Genomic DNA, 17,574 nt, shown 5'->3' on the forward strand with positions numbered 1-17,574 from the left:
GAAGCTAAGCGGCGGTGGCCACCCGCGCGCGCACGAAGTCGACGAAGCGGGCCAGCGCGGGTGACATCGCATCGGCCGGCCAGACCAGGCTGGTCTCGCACAGCGGCAGCGCCGGCCGCTTGCGACCCATGGCCAGCTGCGCTGCCTCGCGGTAGACCACGCCGGCGCGGCGGAACTGCATCACGCTCGCCGGCACCCAGGCCAGGCCGTTGCCGCCCCAGACCAGGTTGACGATGGTCTGCATCTGGATCGCCTCTTGCGCCACCAGCGGCACGGCGCCGTGCGTGCGGTAGAGCTCGACCACCGCGTCGTGCAGCGAAGGGAGGATGCGGCGCGGGAACAGCACCAACGGCTCGGCCAGCACCGCGGCCAGCGGCAAGGGATCGCGCCGCGCCAGCGCATGGCGCGCACCCAGCGCCAGCACCAGCGGCTCCTGGCCCACCACCAGACGGTCCAGCCCGGCCGGCGCCTGGCCCGGCGCGTGCAGCATGAGGCCGGCGTCGATGCTGCCGCGCGCGAAGGCGTCCAGCTGCACGTCGCCGGTGGCCTCCACCAGCTCCAGTGCCACGCCCGGATGCTCGGCATGGAAGTCGCGCACCCACAGCGGCAGCTGCGCGAAACCCACGGTGGAGACGAAGGCCAGCCGCACACGGCCGTGCTCGCCCGCCGTCGCCGCACGGGCCAGCGCGGGGAGGCCCTCCGCACGGGACAGCAACTCGCGCACCTCGGGCAGCAGCGCCTCGCCCGCCGGGGTCAGCGCCACGCTGCGCCGCGTGCGCTCGAACAGCGCCACGCCCAGGCCTTTCTCCAACTGGGCGATGGCCTGGGTCAGCGGCGGCTGCGTCATGTGCAGGCGCCGCGCCGCGCGGCTGAAGTGCAATTCCTCGGCCAGCACCGCGAACTGGCGCCACACACGCAGGTCGGGCGAAGCAGCGTTTTTCATATGCACAGCATATCAATCAATGCAGCAGAAGCGATTGGAACCAATCAGGCATCGTTGGCATACTCGGCGCTCCCCCCGATCCACCCACGAGAGAGACACGATGGAAACCAAGACCATCCAGATCAACCGCCGTTCGGCCAACATCGTCGAAGGCAAGTCGCGCGCGCCCAACCGCTCGATGTTCTACGCCATGGGCTACGAAGAGGGCGACTTCAAGAAGCCCATGGTCGGCGTGGCCAACGGCCACAGCACCATCACGCCGTGCAACTCGGGCCTGCAGAAGCTGGCCGACGCGGCGATTGCCGGCATCGAGGAAGCCGGCGGCAACGCCCAGGTCTTCGGCACGCCCACGATCTCCGACGGCATGGCCATGGGCACCGAGGGCATGAAGTACTCCCTCGTCAGCCGCGAAGTCATCAGCGACTGCATCGAGACCTGCGTGGGCGGCCAGTGGATGGACGGCGTGCTGGTGGTCGGCGGCTGCGACAAGAACATGCCCGGCGGCATGATGGGCATGCTGCGCGCCAACGTGCCCGCCATCTACGTCTACGGCGGCACCATCCTGCCGGGCCGCTACAAGGGCCAGGACCTGAACATCGTCAGCGTGTTCGAGGCCGTGGGACAGAACGCCGCCGGCAACCTCAGCGACGAAGACCTGACCCAGATCGAGCGCCGCGCCATCCCCGGCACGGGCTCCTGCGGCGGCATGTACACGGCCAACACCATGTCGTCGGCCTTCGAGGCGCTGGGCATGAGCCTGCCCTACTCGTCCACCATGGCCAACCCGCACGACGAGAAAGAGAACTCGGCCAGGGAATCGGCCAAGGTGCTGATCGAGGCCATCAAGAAGGACCTCAAGCCGCGCGACATCGTGACCAAGAAGGCCATCGAGAACGCCGTGGCCGTGATCATGGCCACGGGCGGCTCGACCAACGCCGTGCTGCACTTCCTGGCCATCGCCCACACGGCCGGCGTGGAATGGACCATCGACGACTTCGAGCGCATGCGCAAGAAGGTGCCGGTGATCTGCGACCTGAAACCCAGCGGCAAGTACCTGGCCGTGGACCTGCACCAGGCCGGCGGCATCCCGCAGGTCATGAAGGTGCTGCTCGATGCCGGCCTGCTGCACGGCGACTGCATCACGATCACGGGCAAGACGATTGCCGAGACGCTGGCCGACGTGCCCGCACTGCGCGCCGACCAGGACGTGATCCGCCCGATCGACAAGCCCATGTACGACGAGGGCCACCTGGCCATCCTCAAGGGCAACCTCTCGCCCGAGGGCGCGGTGGCCAAGATCACGGGCCTCAAGAACCCCGTCATCACCGGCCCGGCCCGCGTGTTCGACGACGAGCAGTCGGCGCTCCAGGCCATCCTGGACGGCAAGATCAAGGCCGGCGACGTGATGGTGCTGCGCTACCTGGGCCCCAAGGGCGGTCCCGGCATGCCCGAGATGCTGGCGCCCACGGGCGCGCTGATCGGCGCAGGGCTGGGCGAGAGCGTCGGCCTGATCACCGACGGCCGCTTCTCCGGCGGCACCTGGGGCATGGTGGTGGGCCACGTGGCGCCAGAAGCGGCGGCCGGCGGCACGATTGCGTTCGTCAACGAAGGCGACTCCATCACCATCGACGCACACAAGCTGGTGCTGGAGCTCAACGTGCCCGAGGCCGAGATCGCCAAGCGCCGCGCAGGCTGGACGGCGCCCAAGCCGCGCTACACGCGCGGCGTGCAGGCCAAGTTCGCGTTCAACGCAAGCACGGCCAGCAAGGGCGCGGTGCTGGACGACTATTGATCCGAAGGAGCGGCCTCAGCGCCGCTTCCTTACGTTCAAGCCCAGGGCATCGCGCTGGCGGTCGATGCGGGCGGCCTTGCGCGCCGCGTCGCGCTCCATGGCCTTGCGCTTGGTGTAGCCCGAGGCATCTGCCCAGGCCCACCACGCCATGGCCAGCCCGAAAGGCGCCAGCACGATCCACCAGGCCCAGCCGGCGACGGGGCCGTACTCCGCCCACTTGAGCGCGAGCAGCACCAGGCCCAAACCCAGCAGATACATGACGGCCTCCTTGCGCTTGTTGCCTTGGAGCCAGGGAACCCGGCTCTCTAGAATGGGTCGAAAGACTGTACCCCAACCCCTACGAGGAACAACGATGAAACGAGTGTTGCTGAGCGCCATCCTGCTGGCAGGCGGCGTGCTGGCGCTGCCGAGCTGGGCCGACGAGGCGCTGGCCAAGTCCAAGAACTGCATGGCCTGCCATTCCGTCGACAAGAAGCTGGTCGGCCCGGCTTACAAGGACATTGCGGCCAAATACAAGGGCGACGGCACAGCCGTCGACAAGCTGGCCACCAAGATCCAGAAGGGCGGCTCTGGCGTCTGGGGCCCGGTGCCCATGCCCGCCAACCCGCAGGTCAACGAGGCCGACGCCAAGAAACTGGCAGCCTGGGTGCTGGGCCTCAGTTAAGCCGGCCCCGGTTCGGCAGCAAGCCCGCCGCGCAGCGGGCTTTTTTGTGCGCGTTCGGCGGGAGCACGGCTGCCTACACTGCAGCCATGTCGAGAGCCGCCCGCCTGCTGCACCTGCTGGAACATCTGCGCGCCCAGCGCCAGCCCCTGCCCGGGCCGCAGCTGGCGGCGCAGGCCGGCGTCAGCCTGCGCACGCTGTACCGCGATGTCGCCACCCTGCGCGAACAGGGCGCGCGCATCGAGGGCGATCCGGGCGTGGGCTATGTGCTGCGGCCCGGCTTCACGCTGCCGCCACTGATGTTCAGCGAAGAGGAACTGGAGGCCCTGGTGCTGGGCGCGCGCTGGGTCGCCAGCCAGTCCGCCGACCCGGCGCTGGCGCAGGCCGCCGAGGGTGTGATGAACCGCATCGGCGCCACGCTGCCCGAGCCGCTGCGCATGGCGGTGCAGACCAGCGGCCTGTTCGTCCCCCCGCGTTCGGGCCCATCGCTGGCCGCGCCCTGGCTCGCGGCCCTGCGCCACGCCGTGCGGGCCGAGCACGCCGTGTGGCTGGACTACGTCGACGAGGCCGGCCAGACCACCAGGCGGCGCGTATGGCCCTTCGCCATGGCCTTCTTCGACCAGGCGCGGCTGATGGCCGCCTGGTGCGAACTGCGGCAGGATTTCCGGCACTTCCGCGCCGACCGCGTGCTGGGCCTGACCGACACGGGCGAGCGCTACCCCGAGCGCCGCCACCTGCTGATCCGCCGCTGGAGCGTGCGCATGGGCCATGCGCGGCATGCGCACGCTGCTGACAGAAGCTGACACCCGCCCCCGCGACACTGGTGCCGCACTCTCCGCAACACAACGAAAGGACCCGCACCATGAGCGCAGCACTGACCTTCTACACCAACCCCATGTCGCGCGCCCGCGTGACGCGCTGGATGCTGGAGGAAACCGGCCTGCCCTACCAGACCGAGATCCTGGAATACGGCACCAGCATGAAGGCCGCCGCCTACCGCGCCATCAACCCCATGGGCAAGGTGCCGGCGATCCGGCACGGCGAGACCGTCGTGACCGAGAACGCCGCCATCTGCATGTACCTGGCCGACCTGGTGCCCGAGAAGAAGCTGGCGCCGCCCGCGGGCAGCCCGGCGCGCGGCCCCTACTACCGCTGGATCAGCTTCATGGGCCCGCTGGAGCAGCTCATGGTGGCCAAGTCCATCGGCGCCAAGTTGCCCGAGCCGGGCACGGCCGGCTTCGGCACCGAGGAGGACCTGGTGCAGACGCTGGCCGGCGCCGTGGAGGGCCGCGACCACCTGGCGGGCGACGGCTTCACGGCCGCCGACCTGCTGGTCTCGGCCTACATCGGCTGGTATCTGCAGTTCCAGCTGCTGCCGGCGCTGCCCGCGTTCACGCGCTTCGTCGAACTGCACCGCAACCGCCCTGCGGCTGCGCGTGCGAACGAACTGGATGGGCCGATCCCCGAGCGCGCCTGATTCAGTACGCCTGGCCCAACTGCTCAAGGATGGCCGGATTCTGCCGGCACATCACATCGCCTGCGGCGATATGAGTGCCGTCAAACCCTGCAAGCGCTACGCGCTCGCGCCTGCGGCGCGCCTGGATCAATTGGCTTGCGCCAATTGATCCAGGATTGCAGGGTTTTCGAGCGTTGACGTGTCCTGCGTGATCGCCTCGCCCTTGGCGATGGAGCGCAGCAGCCGCCGCATGATCTTGCCGCTGCGCGTCTTGGGCAGGTTGTCGCCGAAGCGGATGTCCTTGGGCTTGGCGATGGGGCCGATCTCCTTGGCCACCCAGTTGCGCAGCTCCGCGGCAATGGCCTTGGCCTCCTCGCCCGTGGGCCGCGCGCGCTTCAAGACCACGAACGCGCAGACGGCCTCGCCCGTCACGTCGTCGGGCCGGCCCACGACTGCGGCCTCGGCCACGAGGTCGGTCTTGGACACCAGCGCCGATTCGATCTCCATGGTTCCCAAGCGGTGGCCCGAGACGTTGAGCACATCGTCGATGCGGCCGGTGATGCGGAAGTAGCCGCGGTCGGTGGACCGCACCGCGCCGTCGCCGGCCAGGTAGATGGTGCCGCCCATCTCCTCGGGGAAATAGGCCTTCCTGAAGCGCTCGGGGTCGCCCCAGATCGTGCGGATCATCGAGGGCCAGGGCCGCTTGATGACCAGCATGCCGCCCGAACCATTGGCGATGTCCTTGCCGGTCTCGTCGACGATGGCCGCTGCGATGCCGGGCAGCGGCAGCGTGCACGAGCCCGGCACCAGCGGCGTGGCGCCCGGCAGCGGCGTGATCACGTGGCCGCCGGTCTCGGTCTGCCAGAAGGTGTCGACGATGGGGCAGCGCTCACCGCCCACGTTCCGGTGGTACCACATCCAGGCCTCGGGGTTGATCGGCTCGCCGACCGAACCCAGGATGCGCAGGCTCTGCAGGTTCCAGTTCTTCGGGTGCACCTTGGCGTCGGTGTCGGCCGCCTTGATCAGCGAGCGGATCGCCGTCGGCGCGGTGTAGAAGATCGAGACCTTGTGCTTCTCGATCATCTGCCAGAAGCGGCCGGCATGCGGGAAGGTCGGGATGCCCTCGAACACCAGTTGCGTGGCACCGGCCGCCAGCGGCCCGTAGGCCACGTAGCTGTGGCCGGTGATCCAGCCGATGTCGGCCGTGCACCAGAACACATCGTCCGGCCGCAGGTCGAAGGTCCAGTCCATGGTCAGCCTGGCCCACAGCAGGTAACCCGCGCTGGCATGCTGCACGCCCTTGGGCTTGCCGGTGGAGCCCGAGGTGTAGAGGATGAACAGCGGGTGCTCGGCATCCACCGGCACCGGCGCGCATTCCAGGCCCTGCCCGGCCAGCGCCTCGGCGAAGGTCTTGTCGCGCCCCTCGACCTTGTTCCAGGCCGTGGGCGTGCGCTCGTAGACCAGCACGGTCTTCAAGGTGTCGCAGCCGCCCAGGGCCAGCGCATCGTCGACGATGGACTTGAGCGGCAGCTCCTTGCCGCCGCGCAGCTGGTAGTTGGCCGTGACCACGGCCACCGCGCCCGCGTCGATGATGCGCTCCTGCAACGCCTTGGCCGAGAAGCCGCCGAACACCACGGAGTGCGTGGCACCGATGCGCGCGCAGGCCTGCATGGCCACGATGCCCTCCACGCCCATGGGCATGTAGACCACCACGCGGTCGCCCTTGGCGATGCCCTGGGCCTTGAGCGCATTGGCGAACTGCGCCACGCGTGCCAGCAGCTGCTTGTACGTGACATGCGTGACCGTGCCGTCGTCGGCCTCGAACACGATGGCCGTCTTGCCTTCCACGGGCGTGCCCATGTGCCGGTCCAGGCAGTTGGCCGAGACGTTGAGCTGGCCGTCGTCGAACCAGCGGTAGAACGGGGCCTTGGACTCGTCGAGCACATGCGTGAAGGGCTTGGTCCAGGCCAGGTTCTCGCGCGCCAGCCGCGCCCAGAAGGCCTGCGGATCGCGCTCCGCTTCATCGCACAGGGCTTGGTACGCCGCCATGCCGGCGATGCGGGCGCCCTGCACGGCGGCGGCGGGTGGGTCGAACACACGGTTCTCGACCAGCACGGATTCGATGGCCGACGACGTCGGGGAAGTGCTCATGGTTTGTCTCCTCTGGTGGCACGCGGGAAATGGCGGCGACTGTCCGGCCTGGCTCTTACAGGCGACTGACACACGCGGCCGGCGCACGCCCCCCCGATCTTCACCCAAGCCACGGGCCCGGCGTCGACTGCCCTGGAAATCGCCTTCGGCCGATTGGGCATGCCGGCCTACACCGACGGCCGTCGCGCTCCCCCAGCATGGGGCGTTTCGGAAAGCCAGACGATGCAGAACAAGCCGCGCAGCCTGTACACCACGATCCTCGGCCTGCTGCTGGCGCTCCCGGGGCTCTTCCTGCTGGGCGGCGGCGTCTGGCTCATGGTCCTGGGCGGCAGCGTCTATTACGCCGTGGCCGGCCTGCTGCTCGTGCTCACCGGGTCGCTGGTGCACCGGCGCGCGCCGTCGGCGCTGTGGGCGTTCGCGCTGCTGTTCGCCGGTTCACTGGGCTGGGCCGTCTGGGAGTCCGGGTTGGACTGGTGGCCCCTGGCCGCCCGCATGGGCGTGCTGTTCGTTCTGGGCCTGCTGATGCTGCTGCCCTGGACGCTGCGCCGGCTGGACCACGGCCGCGGACTGCAGCCAGCACCGGCACCGCTCGGCCGCCCTCTGCGCGCGCCCCGCATGCCTTCGTGGCGCCGGGGCGGCGGCATGGTCCTCAGCGTGGCCATGGCGTGCTTTGCCGTGCTGTCGGCACTCACCTGGGTGCGCGACGTGCACTCGCTGCAGGGCGCACTGCCGCCATCGCAGGGCGCCCTCGTCGACCAGGGCACCGCCGTGCGCGGCGTGCCTGCGGGCGAGTGGCATGCCTATGGCCGCACCGGGTTCGGCCAACGCTATTCGCCGCTGGCCGACATCACCCCGGCCAACGTCAAGGATCTGCAGGTTGCCTGGCACGTGCACACCGGCGACCTGCGCGGCCAGCCGGGCGACCCCGTGGAAACCACCTACCAGGTGACGCCGCTGAAGATCGGCAACCGCCTGTACCTGTGCAACCCGCACCAGACCGTGTTGGCGCTGGACGCCACCACGGGACAGGAGATCTGGCGCCACGCCCCCCAGGTCGGCCGCGACCTCGCGTTGCAGCACCTGACCTGCCGGGGGCTGTCGTACCAGCCACCCGCCACCCCGCAGCCCAGCGCCGGGGCCGCCGACGCGTCCGCTGGTGCCACGCCGCCTGCACCCGCACCCGTCCCGCAAGCCGGCGCCACGCCCGGCGCCATGGCTGCGTCCTGCCCCCACGGCAAGCTGTTCATGCCCACGGCCGACGGGCGCCTGGTCGCACTCGACCCCGAGCGCGGCGTCCCCTGCGCTGCCTTCGGTGGCGGCAAGGGGGAAATCGACCTGTGGGCCCACATGCCGAACCACCGCCCGGGCGCCTACTACGCAACCTCGCCGGTGGTCGTGACGGCGCGGCTCGTCATCGTCGGCGGCACCGTGCTCGACAACGTCTCCACGGCAGAGCAGTCCGGTGTGATCCGCGCCTTCGACATCGACACCGGCGCCCTGGTCTGGAACTGGGATTCCGGCAACCCCGATGCCACCGCCCCCATCGCGCCGGGGGCCCGCTACACGGTCAACTCGCCGAACAGCTGGTCGATCTCCAGCGTGGACGAAGCGCTGGGCATGGTCTACGTGCCCATGGGCAACCAGCCGCCCGACCAGTGGGGTGGCAACCGCAGCGAAGCGGTCGAGAAGTACTCGTCGTCGGTGGTGGCGCTGGACCTCGCCTCCGGCCAGGTGCGCTGGGTCTACCAGACCGTGCACCACGACCTGTGGGACTACGACGTGCCGTCCCAGCCCTCCCTGGTCGACCTGCGCATCGACGGCCAGACCATCCCCGCACTGGTGCAGCCCACCAAGCAGGGAGAACTGTTCGTGCTCGACCGGCGCACCGGCGTGCCCCTTCGCCCGCAGGAAGAGGCTCCCGCACCGCAGGGCGCAGCACAGGGCGACCGCACCGCCGCCACGCAGCCGCGGGCTGCCATCTCCTTCGACCCGCCGGTGCTGCGCGAGCGCAGCATGTGGGGCGTGAGCATGTTCGACCAGCTCGCCTGCCGCATCGCGTTCAAGCGCCTGCGCTACGAAGGCCGCTTCACGCCGCCGTCCACCCAGGGCTCGCTGATCCACCCCGGCAACTTCGGCGTGTTCAACTGGGGCGGTGTGGCGGTCGACCCGCGCCGGCAGATCGCCTTCACCACGCCGACCTACCTGCCCTTCGTCTCCACGCTGGTGCCGCGGCCGAACGACACCGCGCTGGTGGTGCAGGAAGACGGGCCGCCCGCTGGCGCCCTGCCCGCCCTCAACGAGAACTTCGGCGCGCCCTTCGCCGTCCAGCTCCGCCCCTTCCTCTCGCCCCTCGGCGTGCCCTGCGTGGCCCCGCCCTGGGGTTACGTGGCCGGAGCCGACCTGAGCACCGGCAAGATCGTCTGGCAGCACCGCAACGGCACGGTGCGCGACCTCTCGCCGATCCCGCTGCCGCTGCGCATGGGCGTGCCCAACCTGGGCGGCCCCATCGTCACCGCCGGTGGTGTGGCCTTCCTGTCGGGCACGCTCGACAACTACGTGCGTGCCTACGACGTGACCAGCGGAGAACAGCTCTGGGAGAGCCGGCTGCCAGCCGGCGGCCAGGCCACGCCGATGACCTACACCGCGGCCGATGGCCGCCAGTTCCTGCTGGTGGTGGCCGGGGGGCACGGGTCGCTCGGCACGACGCCCGGCGATTCCATCATCGCCTACGCCCTGCCCAGGAACTGAAGCACAGGGCGCCCCGCTGCCGCCGACGGCGGGCCCATCCGGTGGACATGCCGTTGTGGCGAAGGCCTGTTTGCTGCGCCGCAGCACGCCCCTACAATCCGGCGCCCCCACCACCCTTCACGCCCATGTTCGATCCTCTGCAGCCCGCCAAGACCTCTCCGATGCGTCCGCTGCCCAAGCTGATCTTCGCCAGCCGCTGGCTGCAGCTGCCCCTGTACCTGGGCCTGATCGTGGCGCAGGCCGTCTACGTCGTGCACTTCCTGGTGGAACTCACGCACCTGGTCGAGGCCGCGTTCGGCAGCCAGACGGCGCTGCAGGCCCTCATCAACAGCATCGGCTACAAGACCGACGCGCCCATCACCACGCTCAACGAGACCGTGATCATGCTGGTGGTGCTGGCGCTGATCGACGTGGTCATGATCTCCAACCTGCTGATCATGGTCATCGTGGGCGGCTACGAGACCTTCGTGAGCCGCATGAACCTGGAAGGCCACGAGGACCAGCCCGAGTGGCTGAGCCACGTCAACGCCTCGGTGCTCAAGGTCAAGCTGGCGATGTCCATCATCGGCATCAGCTCCATCCACCTGCTCAAGACCTTCATCAACGCCGACAACTACAGCGAAAAGGTGCTGGTCGCGCAGACCGTGATCCACGTCGCCTTCCTGCTGTCGGCCATGGCCATCGCCTACACCGACAAGCTGATGTCTTCGACGGCCAACGGCAAGCACTGAGCCGTCCCCCTGCCGGCCTCAGACCGGCAGCTGTCCGCCCACGGCTTCGGCCAGCGCGTTGCGCAGGCTCAGGGCAGCGCCTTCCAGCGGCTTGTCGCGCGGGAAGACCAGGGCCAGCTCCGCATCCTCGCGCGTGCGCAGCGGCCGCGCCACCAGCCCCTGCCGCTGCGCGTAGCGCGCACCCAGCGTCTCGACGATCGCCACGCCCAGTTGCTGGGCCGCGAACTCGCAGGCCGTGAACGACTGCGACACCTCCATCAGCGGCCGCCATGGCAGGCCCGCGGCGGCCATGGCCTGCTGCGTGGCCAGGCCGGCCGGCAGGGCCGGCGACAGCACGATCAGGTCCAGCGCCGCGAGCTCTCCCAACGTCAGTGCACCATCGCCGCGCGCCTGCGCATGGCCGGGGTGGAACACCGCATGCAGGCGCAGCTGCGCGAGCCGCTCGCGGGCGATGCGCTCGCTGGCCGTGGCCGAGGTGGTGATGACCAGCCCCAGGTCGATGCGGTGGTCGGCCGCCATCTCCATGATCTCCAGCGCCGTGCCCGCGCGCACCGTCAGGGCCACCTGTGGATGCACACGGCGCACCGACACCAGCGCCTGCGGCAGCAGCATGGCCGCCGCCACCGCCACGGCGCCCACGTTCAGCCGCGCCGTCGCGCCCTTGCGGATGTCGCCGGCCAGCCGGTCCACCGTGTCCATGGCCGACAACGCGTTCAAGACCTCGGGCACCAGGGCCCGCCCCTGGCTGGTCAGCTGCAAGCGGCGCTGGTCGCGGCTGAACAGGGCGAAGCCCAGTCGCGTCTCCAGGCCGCGCAGCAGGGCGCTGGCCGCCGGCTGGCTCATGTGCACGCTGGCGGCGGCGGCCGTCACCGTGGGGTGCAGGTACATGGCGCGCAGCAGCGCCAGTTCGCGCCGGCTCATCATCTGGATTTCATATGAAGTCAGCCATTCCATCTATTTGACCACTGGCTGGGCAGGACCAAGAATCCCGCATGCCTGCCAACACCATCGCCTCGGTCACCTGCATCCCGATGCGGCTGCCCTTCCACCACTGGAGCGAGCCCCCGCTGTTCGCGGGCCGGCCGCGCGACAAGCTCGACAGCGCGCTGGTGCGGCTGCAGACGCAGGACGGCACCGTGGCCTGGGGCGAGTCGTACTGCGTGGAGCCGCGCGCGCTGCAGGCGGTGTTCGAGACGCTGGTCGGCCCGCTGGCCTGCGGGCGTCTTGCCGATGACGAGAGCCTGCTGCCCGGCATGCAGCGCGCGCTGCACAACCTGGGCCGCTCCGGCCCCGTGGTGCACGCGCTGGCCGGCCTGGACATCGCTCTGTGGGACCTGCGCGCCAAGCGGGCCGGCGTGCCGCTGCACGCGCTGCTGGGCGGCAAGCGCCGCGACCAGGTGCGCGTCTACGCCTCGCTGCTGCAGTACTACGCGAACGAAAGCCTGCTGGCGCAGGTGACCGACCGTGCGCTGGCCGAGGGCTACACCGAGATCAAGCTGCACGAGCGCACGGCCCCGGCCCTGGCCGCCGTGCGCCGGGCCACCGGCCCGGGCGTGCCGATCATGGTCGACACCAATTGCGCCTGGCTGCCGCACGAGGCCGAAACCGCCATCGCCGCGATGCTGCCGCACGCCCCGTTCTGGATCGAGGAGCCGCTCTGGCCGCCCGAGGACGACCAGGCGCTGGCGTCCCTGCGCCAGCGCTGCCCGGTGCCGCTGGCCGTGGGCGAGAACGCCGCCAGTGCGCTGGCGCTGCGCCGCATGGCGGAGCAGGCGACGGTACAGGTCCTGCAGCCCAGCGTGATCAAGCTGGGGCTGACGGCGGCCCTGGACATCGCACGCGCCTGCGATGCCTCGGGCGTGGTCTGCGCGCCGCAGGTCGCATTCTTCGGCCCTGGCTTCCTGGCCAGCCTGCACCTGATCGCCGCGCAGCAGACCGAGGTCTCACTGGAGCGGCTGTACGTTGAACTGGCCCACGTGCCCTATGCGCGCACCGCGCCCATCGAGCGCGGATGGCTGCAGGTGCCCGACGCCCCCGGCCTGGGCGCCGACCCCGAGCCAGCGCTGGCCGAAGGCCGCTACGCGCACTGAACCCCAACGACCGGAGACGATCCCCATGCCCATGCCCATGCCCACGCCCACCACGCGCCGCCACCTGCTGCACCACGCCACGGCCCTGGGCCTGGGTGCCGCGCTGCCGCTACACGGGGCGCGCGCCGCCGCGTACCCCGACAAGACCGTGCGCATCGTCATCCCCTACCCGGCCGGCGGCGCCACCGACAACCTGGGCCGGCTGTCGGCGCAGACGCTGCAGGCAGCACTGGGCCAATCCTTCATCGCCGACAACCGCGGCGGTGGCGGCACCACCATCGGCACGCGCGCGCTCGCGCAGTCGGCGCCCGACGGCTACACGCTGGGCATGGTCGACAGCAGCTTCACCATCAACCCCGGCCTGCTGGGCGCACGCCTGCCCTACGACACGCTGAAGGACTTCGCGCCCATCTCGCTCGTCGCCACCGCGCCGTTCGTGCTGGTTGTGCACCCCTCGGTGCCGGTCCACGACCTGGCCGCCTTCCTCGCGCGGGCCAAGGCCGCGCCGGGCAGCCTGGCCTACGGTTCGGCCGGCGTGGGCAGCGGCCCGCACCTGGCCGGCGAACTGCTGGCGCAGCAGGCCGGCATCGCCGTGCAGCACATCCCGTACAAGGGCGGCGGCACGGTCATCACCGACCTGCTGGGCGGCCAGTTCCAGTTCGCGTTCGCCACCGTGCCGACGCTGGTCGAGCACATCAGGGCCGGCCGGCTGCGCGCGCTGGCCGTGACGCCGCGCCAGCGCGTGCCGCAGTTGCCCGAGGTGCCGACCTTCGCCGAGGCCGGCCTGCCGGGCGTGGACACCATGCCGCTGTTCGGGCTGATCGCACCGGCGGGCGTGCCGGCCGCCATCGTCGAACAGCTCAATGCCGCGTTGCGCCAGTCCGTGCGCCAGGGCGAGATGCACACGCGGCTCAAGGCCATGGGCTTCGAGCCGGTGGGCAGCACGCCTGCGGAGTTCGGCCAGCGCATCGGCGAGGAGGTCGCCAAGTGGGCCGCCGTGGTCCGCAAGGGCAACATCCAGGCGGAGTGAGGAATGTCATGGCTTGACATGCCTTAGATCGAAAAGTTACAATGCGCCCCGTTCTAACAGTCAACAAGATATGTTGACGGTCTGAGCGCTACTCGCGGAGCACCTTGCCTCCCGTCGCGGCGCCAGACATCCCCGCCGGGTTCTGCCCGGCAACCGGCTGGTTCTCCAGCCACCCCGACGCCGCGTCGCATCGCACCGCTCAGCCCCTTCGACCAGGCCCGCTGACCGGCTCCGCTTTGCGTGACGGGCGCTGGTTGCGGCCTTGCTTCGTCGTCTTCAGTGCCTGCCGTGCGGCTGCGGATCGCGGCCGCCTGCGCCCTCCAGGCGGCCATTGCCCAGCCCCAACCAGGAGGCCAGCCGCAATGGCAAAAGACATCCAGATCGAACACGTCTTCAAGGTGTTCGGAGACGATCCCGACGCAGCGCTGACGCTCGTGCGCCAAGGCCGCAGCAAGCAGGAGATCCTGGCCGAGACCGGCCAGTCCATCGGCGTGTTCGACGCGCATTTCGACATCCAGGCCGGCGAGATCTTCGTGATCATGGGCCTGTCGGGCTCGGGCAAGTCCACGCTCGTGCGCCTGCTGAACCGCCTGATCGAGCCCAGCGCGGGCCGCGTCGTGGTCGATGGCGAGGACATCTTCCAGCACGGAAGCCGCGCGCTGCGCGCGCTGCGCCGCAAGGACATCAGCATGGTGTTCCAGTCCTTCGCGCTGATGCCGCACATGACCGTGCGCGACAACACCGCCTTCGGCCTGGAACTGGCAGGCGTGGCCAAGGCCCAGCGCCTGGCCGCGGCCGACGACGCGCTGGCCCAGGTCGGCCTGGCCGGTTGGGGCGACAGCTACCCCGACGAACTCTCGGGCGGCATGCAGCAGCGCGTGGGCCTGGCGCGCGCGCTGGCGTCCGACCCGTCCATCCTGCTCATGGACGAGGCCTTCTCGGCGCTGGACCCGATCATCCGCACCGACATGCAGAGCGAGCTGCTGCGGCTGCAGCAGGTCAGGCGCCGCACCATCGTCTTCATCTCGCACGACCTGGACGAGGCCATGCGCATCGGCGACCGCATCGCCATCATGAAGGACGGCCAGGTGGTGCAGGTCGGCACACCCGAAGAGATCCTGCGCAACCCGGCCGACGACTACGTGCGCAACTTCGTGCGCGGCGTGGATGCAGCCAAGGTCTTCAAGGCCGGCGACATCGCGCGGCGCAGCCAGGTCGTGGTGTCCGAGAACCCCACGCGCGGCGCCCGCCCCGCGCTCAAGCTGCTGGAAGACCAGGACCGCGAGTTCGCCTACGTGGTCGACCCGCAGCAGCGCTTCCTCGGCATGGTCTCGGCCGACTCGCTGCGCACCGCGCTCCAGGACCACGAAGGCACGCTGGGCCTGCAGCGCGCCTTCCTGCCGGACGTGCAGACCGTGGCTGCCATCCACCCCGTGAACGCGTTGTTCGGCCAGGTCGCGCAGTCGCCCTGGCCGCTGCCCGTGGTCGACGACCAGGGCCGCTACATCGGCGCGATCAGCAAGACCACGCTGCTGCGCTTCATGGACAAGAACTGCGATTGACCACCCCGAGGAGGAACGACAGATGAACGACAACACCACCCTCGCACCGGCCAACCCCGCCATCAGCTCCGCCAGCGGCACCGGCACCGATCCCTGGGCGACCTCGGCACCCGACGCCGCGCCCGCCGTGGAATCGGCACCGGCGGCCGATCCCTGGGGCGCGGCCGATGCACCCGCGACAGCGCAAGGCACCGATGCCTGGTCCACCGGCACCGACGCCGCCGCCGGCGGCGACTGGCTCGGCGCCGCCACCGACGTGGCCAGCGCCCCGCACGACGGCTTTGCCATCTCCCAGCTCTGGGACGGCAGCCTGCCCGTGGAGTCCTGGATCAATCACGGCCTGGCCTGGACCGTGGAGCACTTCCGCCCCTTCTTCCAGACCGTGCGCGGCCCCATCGACGCCACGCTGCAGGGCGTGGAAGGCCTGCTGCAGTCCGTGCCCACCTTGGCCATGATCGCGCTGCTGGGCCTGCTGGCCTGGCAGTTCGCTGGCCGGGCCATCGCCGTCGGCGGCGTCGTCTCGCTGCTGCTCGTGGCCATGCTGGGCATCTGGCCCGAGGCCATGGTCACACTCTCGCTGGTGCTGACCTCGCTGGCCTTCTGCCTGGTGCTGGGCCTGCCGCTGGGCATCCTGCTGGCGTCGAGCGACCGCGCCAACCGCATCGCCCGTCCGGTGCTGGACGCGATGCAGACCACGCCGGCCTTCGTCTACCTGGTGCCGGTGGTGATGCTGTTCGGCATCGGCAACGTGCCGGGCGTGATCGTGACCATCGTGTTCGCGCTGCCGCCGCTGGTGCGCCTGACCACGCTGGGCATCCGCCAGGTGCGTCCCGACCTGATCGAGGCCGCGCGCGCCTACGGCGCCTCGCCCTGGCAGCTCTTGACCAAGGTGCAGCTGCCGCTGGCCATGCCGTCCATCATGGCCGGCATCAACCAGGCGCTGATGCTGTCGCTGTCCATGGTCGTCATCGCCTCCATGATCGCCGTGGGCGGCCTGGGCCAGATGGTGCTGCGCGGCATCGGCCGGCTGGACATGGGCCTGGCCACCGTGGGCGGCCTGGGCATCGTGCTGCTGGCGATCACGCTGGACCGCATCACGCAGGCCATGGGGCAGCCGAGCCGCGGCGCCCGCCACTGGTGGCAGACCGGGCCGGCGGGACTGGTCTGGCGCCGGCTGCAAAGCCAGCAGGCCGCCAAGGCGAGTGCCGGCACCACGACCGCCACCGCCACCACCGCCGGAACAGCCAGCGCAGCCGAAGCAGCGTCCACGGCCGCCCTGGCCGTGCGCATCCACTGAATCCCAACCCCAAGGAGCATCCGCATGAACATCCAACCGATCCGCACCCTGCTCGCCTGTGGCCTGCTGGCCGCCAGCAGCCTCGGCGCCGTCGCCCAGACCATGCCCGGCAAGGGCGTCAAGGTGCAGCCGCTCAAGAGCTCCATCGCCGAGGAAACCTTCCAGACGCTGCTGGTCAGCCGCGGCCTGGAACAGCTGGGCTACGACGTGCAGCCGATCCGCGAGGTCGAGTACGCCACCGCCTACCTGGCCATCGCCAACGGGGACGCGACCTTCCTGGCCTCGGCCTGGAAGCCGCTGCACGACGACTTCTTCAAGAACGCCGGTGGCGACGCCAAGCTCTACCGCCAGGGCACCTACTCGACCAACGCGCTGCAGGGCTACCTGATCGACAAGAAGACCGCCGACGCGCACAAGATCCGCAGCATCGACCAGCTCAAGGACCCCGCGCTCGCCAAGCTGTTCGACACCAACGGCGACGGCAAGGCCGACCTGACCGGCTGCAACCCAGGCTGGGGCTGCGAGGCGGTGATCAACCACCACCTGAAGGCCTACGGCCTGTCGGACAGCGTCACGCACCAGCAGGGCAGCTACGCCGCGCTGATGGCCGACACCATCACGCGCCACAAGGAAGGCAAGCCCATCCTGTACTACACCTGGACCCCGTACTGGGTCAGCGGCGTGCTGCAGCCGGGCAAGGACGTGGTCTGGCTGCAGGTGCCGTTCTCCTCGCTGCCCGGCGAGCAGAAGGGCCTCGACACCAAGCTGCCGAACGGCCAGAACTACGGCTTCACGCCCAACACGCAGCACATCGTGGCCAACCAGGCGTTCGCCAAGGCCAACCCGGCCGCGGCCAAGCTGTTCGCGCTGATGCAGCTGCCGGTGGGCGACATCAACGCCCAGAACCTGCGCATGCGCGACGGCGAGAACACCGCCGCCGACATCGCCCGCCACACCGACGCCTGGATCAAGGGCCACCAGAAGACCTTCGACGGCTGGATCGCGCAGGCGCGCGCCGCAGCGAACTGATCCACGCACTGCGGGAGGCGTCCTATGGACGCCGCGGCACCGCAGGTTTAGCGTGCACGGGTCCGCGGCCTCTCCACACCCATG

At 70.1% G+C, this 17,574-nt stretch carries 15 protein-coding genes; 11 read left to right on the forward strand and 4 right to left on the reverse strand.

Going from position 1 to position 17,574, the window contains the following annotated elements:
* Positions 1-4: 4 nt before the first annotated feature.
* Positions 5-943, reverse strand: coding sequence for a LysR family transcriptional regulator (locus ACSQ4M_RS26290; RefSeq protein WP_436192340.1), 939 nt, complete (start codon positions 941-943; stop codon positions 5-7).
* Positions 944-1,043: 100 nt separating this feature from the next.
* On the opposite strand from ACSQ4M_RS26290, the gene ilvD reads away from it, so the two are divergent.
* The gene (gene ilvD, locus ACSQ4M_RS26295; protein WP_436192341.1) at positions 1,044-2,735 is read left to right on the forward strand and encodes a dihydroxy-acid dehydratase; all 1,692 of its coding nucleotides are present in this window, start codon (positions 1,044-1,046) and stop codon (positions 2,733-2,735) included.
* A gap of 15 nt (positions 2,736-2,750) precedes the next feature.
* On the opposite strand, the gene ACSQ4M_RS26300 is transcribed toward ilvD, so the two are convergent.
* A complete protein-coding gene (locus tag ACSQ4M_RS26300) occupies positions 2,751-2,993 on the reverse strand; it encodes a TIGR04438 family Trp-rich protein (RefSeq protein WP_436192342.1) in 243 nt (80 codons plus the stop codon).
* A 94-nt stretch (positions 2,994-3,087) separates the two neighbouring features.
* Between ACSQ4M_RS26300 and ACSQ4M_RS26305 the strand changes: the two genes are divergently transcribed.
* The 3 genes from ACSQ4M_RS26305 to ACSQ4M_RS26315 all read left to right on the forward strand — a co-directional run bounded on the left by ACSQ4M_RS26305 (position 3,088) and on the right by ACSQ4M_RS26315 (position 4,873).
* Positions 3,088-3,399, forward strand: coding sequence for a c-type cytochrome (locus ACSQ4M_RS26305; RefSeq protein ID WP_436192343.1), 312 nt, complete (start codon positions 3,088-3,090; stop codon positions 3,397-3,399).
* Between the two features lie 86 nt (positions 3,400-3,485).
* Positions 3,486-4,199, forward strand: a complete 714-nt coding sequence (locus tag ACSQ4M_RS26310) for a helix-turn-helix transcriptional regulator (protein WP_436192344.1) — start codon at positions 3,486-3,488, stop codon at positions 4,197-4,199.
* A gap of 59 nt (positions 4,200-4,258) precedes the next feature.
* A complete protein-coding gene (locus ACSQ4M_RS26315) occupies positions 4,259-4,873 on the forward strand; it encodes a glutathione S-transferase family protein (RefSeq protein ID WP_436192345.1) in 615 nt (204 codons plus the stop codon).
* Between the two features lie 126 nt (positions 4,874-4,999).
* On the opposite strand, the gene acs is transcribed toward ACSQ4M_RS26315, so the two are convergent.
* On the reverse strand, positions 5,000-7,003 hold the full coding sequence (gene acs / locus ACSQ4M_RS26320; protein WP_436192346.1) for an acetate--CoA ligase: 2,004 nt from the start codon (positions 7,001-7,003) through the stop codon (positions 5,000-5,002).
* 222 nt (positions 7,004-7,225) lie between these two features.
* Between acs and ACSQ4M_RS26325 the strand changes: the two genes are divergently transcribed.
* Both ACSQ4M_RS26325 and ACSQ4M_RS26330 read left to right on the forward strand, forming a co-directional pair.
* Positions 7,226-9,751 (forward strand): membrane-bound PQQ-dependent dehydrogenase, glucose/quinate/shikimate family, encoded by a 2,526-nt coding sequence (locus tag ACSQ4M_RS26325; protein WP_436192347.1) that lies wholly within the window; start codon positions 7,226-7,228, stop codon positions 9,749-9,751.
* 125 nt (positions 9,752-9,876) lie between these two features.
* Complete coding sequence (locus tag ACSQ4M_RS26330; RefSeq protein ID WP_436192348.1) at positions 9,877-10,482, forward strand: TIGR00645 family protein; 606 nt, start codon at positions 9,877-9,879, stop codon at positions 10,480-10,482.
* Positions 10,483-10,500: 18 nt separating this feature from the next.
* On the opposite strand, the gene ACSQ4M_RS26335 is transcribed toward ACSQ4M_RS26330, so the two are convergent.
* A complete protein-coding gene (locus ACSQ4M_RS26335; RefSeq protein ID WP_436192349.1) occupies positions 10,501-11,403 on the reverse strand; it encodes a LysR family transcriptional regulator in 903 nt (300 codons plus the stop codon).
* A gap of 71 nt (positions 11,404-11,474) precedes the next feature.
* On the opposite strand from ACSQ4M_RS26335, the gene ACSQ4M_RS26340 reads away from it, so the two are divergent.
* The 5 genes from ACSQ4M_RS26340 (at position 11,475) to proX (ending at position 17,490) form a co-directional block, all read left to right on the forward strand.
* On the forward strand, positions 11,475-12,572 hold the full coding sequence (locus ACSQ4M_RS26340; RefSeq protein WP_436192350.1) for a mandelate racemase/muconate lactonizing enzyme family protein: 1,098 nt from the start codon (positions 11,475-11,477) through the stop codon (positions 12,570-12,572).
* A gap of 25 nt (positions 12,573-12,597) precedes the next feature.
* A complete protein-coding gene (locus ACSQ4M_RS26345; protein ID WP_436192351.1) occupies positions 12,598-13,602 on the forward strand; it encodes a Bug family tripartite tricarboxylate transporter substrate binding protein in 1,005 nt (334 codons plus the stop codon).
* Positions 13,603-13,964: 362 nt separating this feature from the next.
* The gene (gene proV, locus ACSQ4M_RS26350; RefSeq protein WP_436192352.1) at positions 13,965-15,164 is read left to right on the forward strand and encodes a glycine betaine/L-proline ABC transporter ATP-binding protein ProV; all 1,200 of its coding nucleotides are present in this window, start codon (positions 13,965-13,967) and stop codon (positions 15,162-15,164) included.
* 22 nt (positions 15,165-15,186) lie between these two features.
* Positions 15,187-16,461, forward strand: a complete 1,275-nt coding sequence (gene proW / locus ACSQ4M_RS26355) for a glycine betaine/L-proline ABC transporter permease ProW (RefSeq protein ID WP_436192353.1) — start codon at positions 15,187-15,189, stop codon at positions 16,459-16,461.
* Between the two features lie 24 nt (positions 16,462-16,485).
* The gene (proX, locus tag ACSQ4M_RS26360) at positions 16,486-17,490 is read left to right on the forward strand and encodes a glycine betaine/L-proline ABC transporter substrate-binding protein ProX (RefSeq protein WP_436192354.1); all 1,005 of its coding nucleotides are present in this window, start codon (positions 16,486-16,488) and stop codon (positions 17,488-17,490) included.
* The last annotated feature ends 84 nt before the right edge of the window (positions 17,491-17,574 follow it).

The organism is Pseudorhodoferax sp. LjRoot39, assembly GCF_964253035.1.
Taxonomy (GTDB): domain Bacteria; phylum Pseudomonadota; class Gammaproteobacteria; order Burkholderiales; family Burkholderiaceae_C; genus Pseudorhodoferax.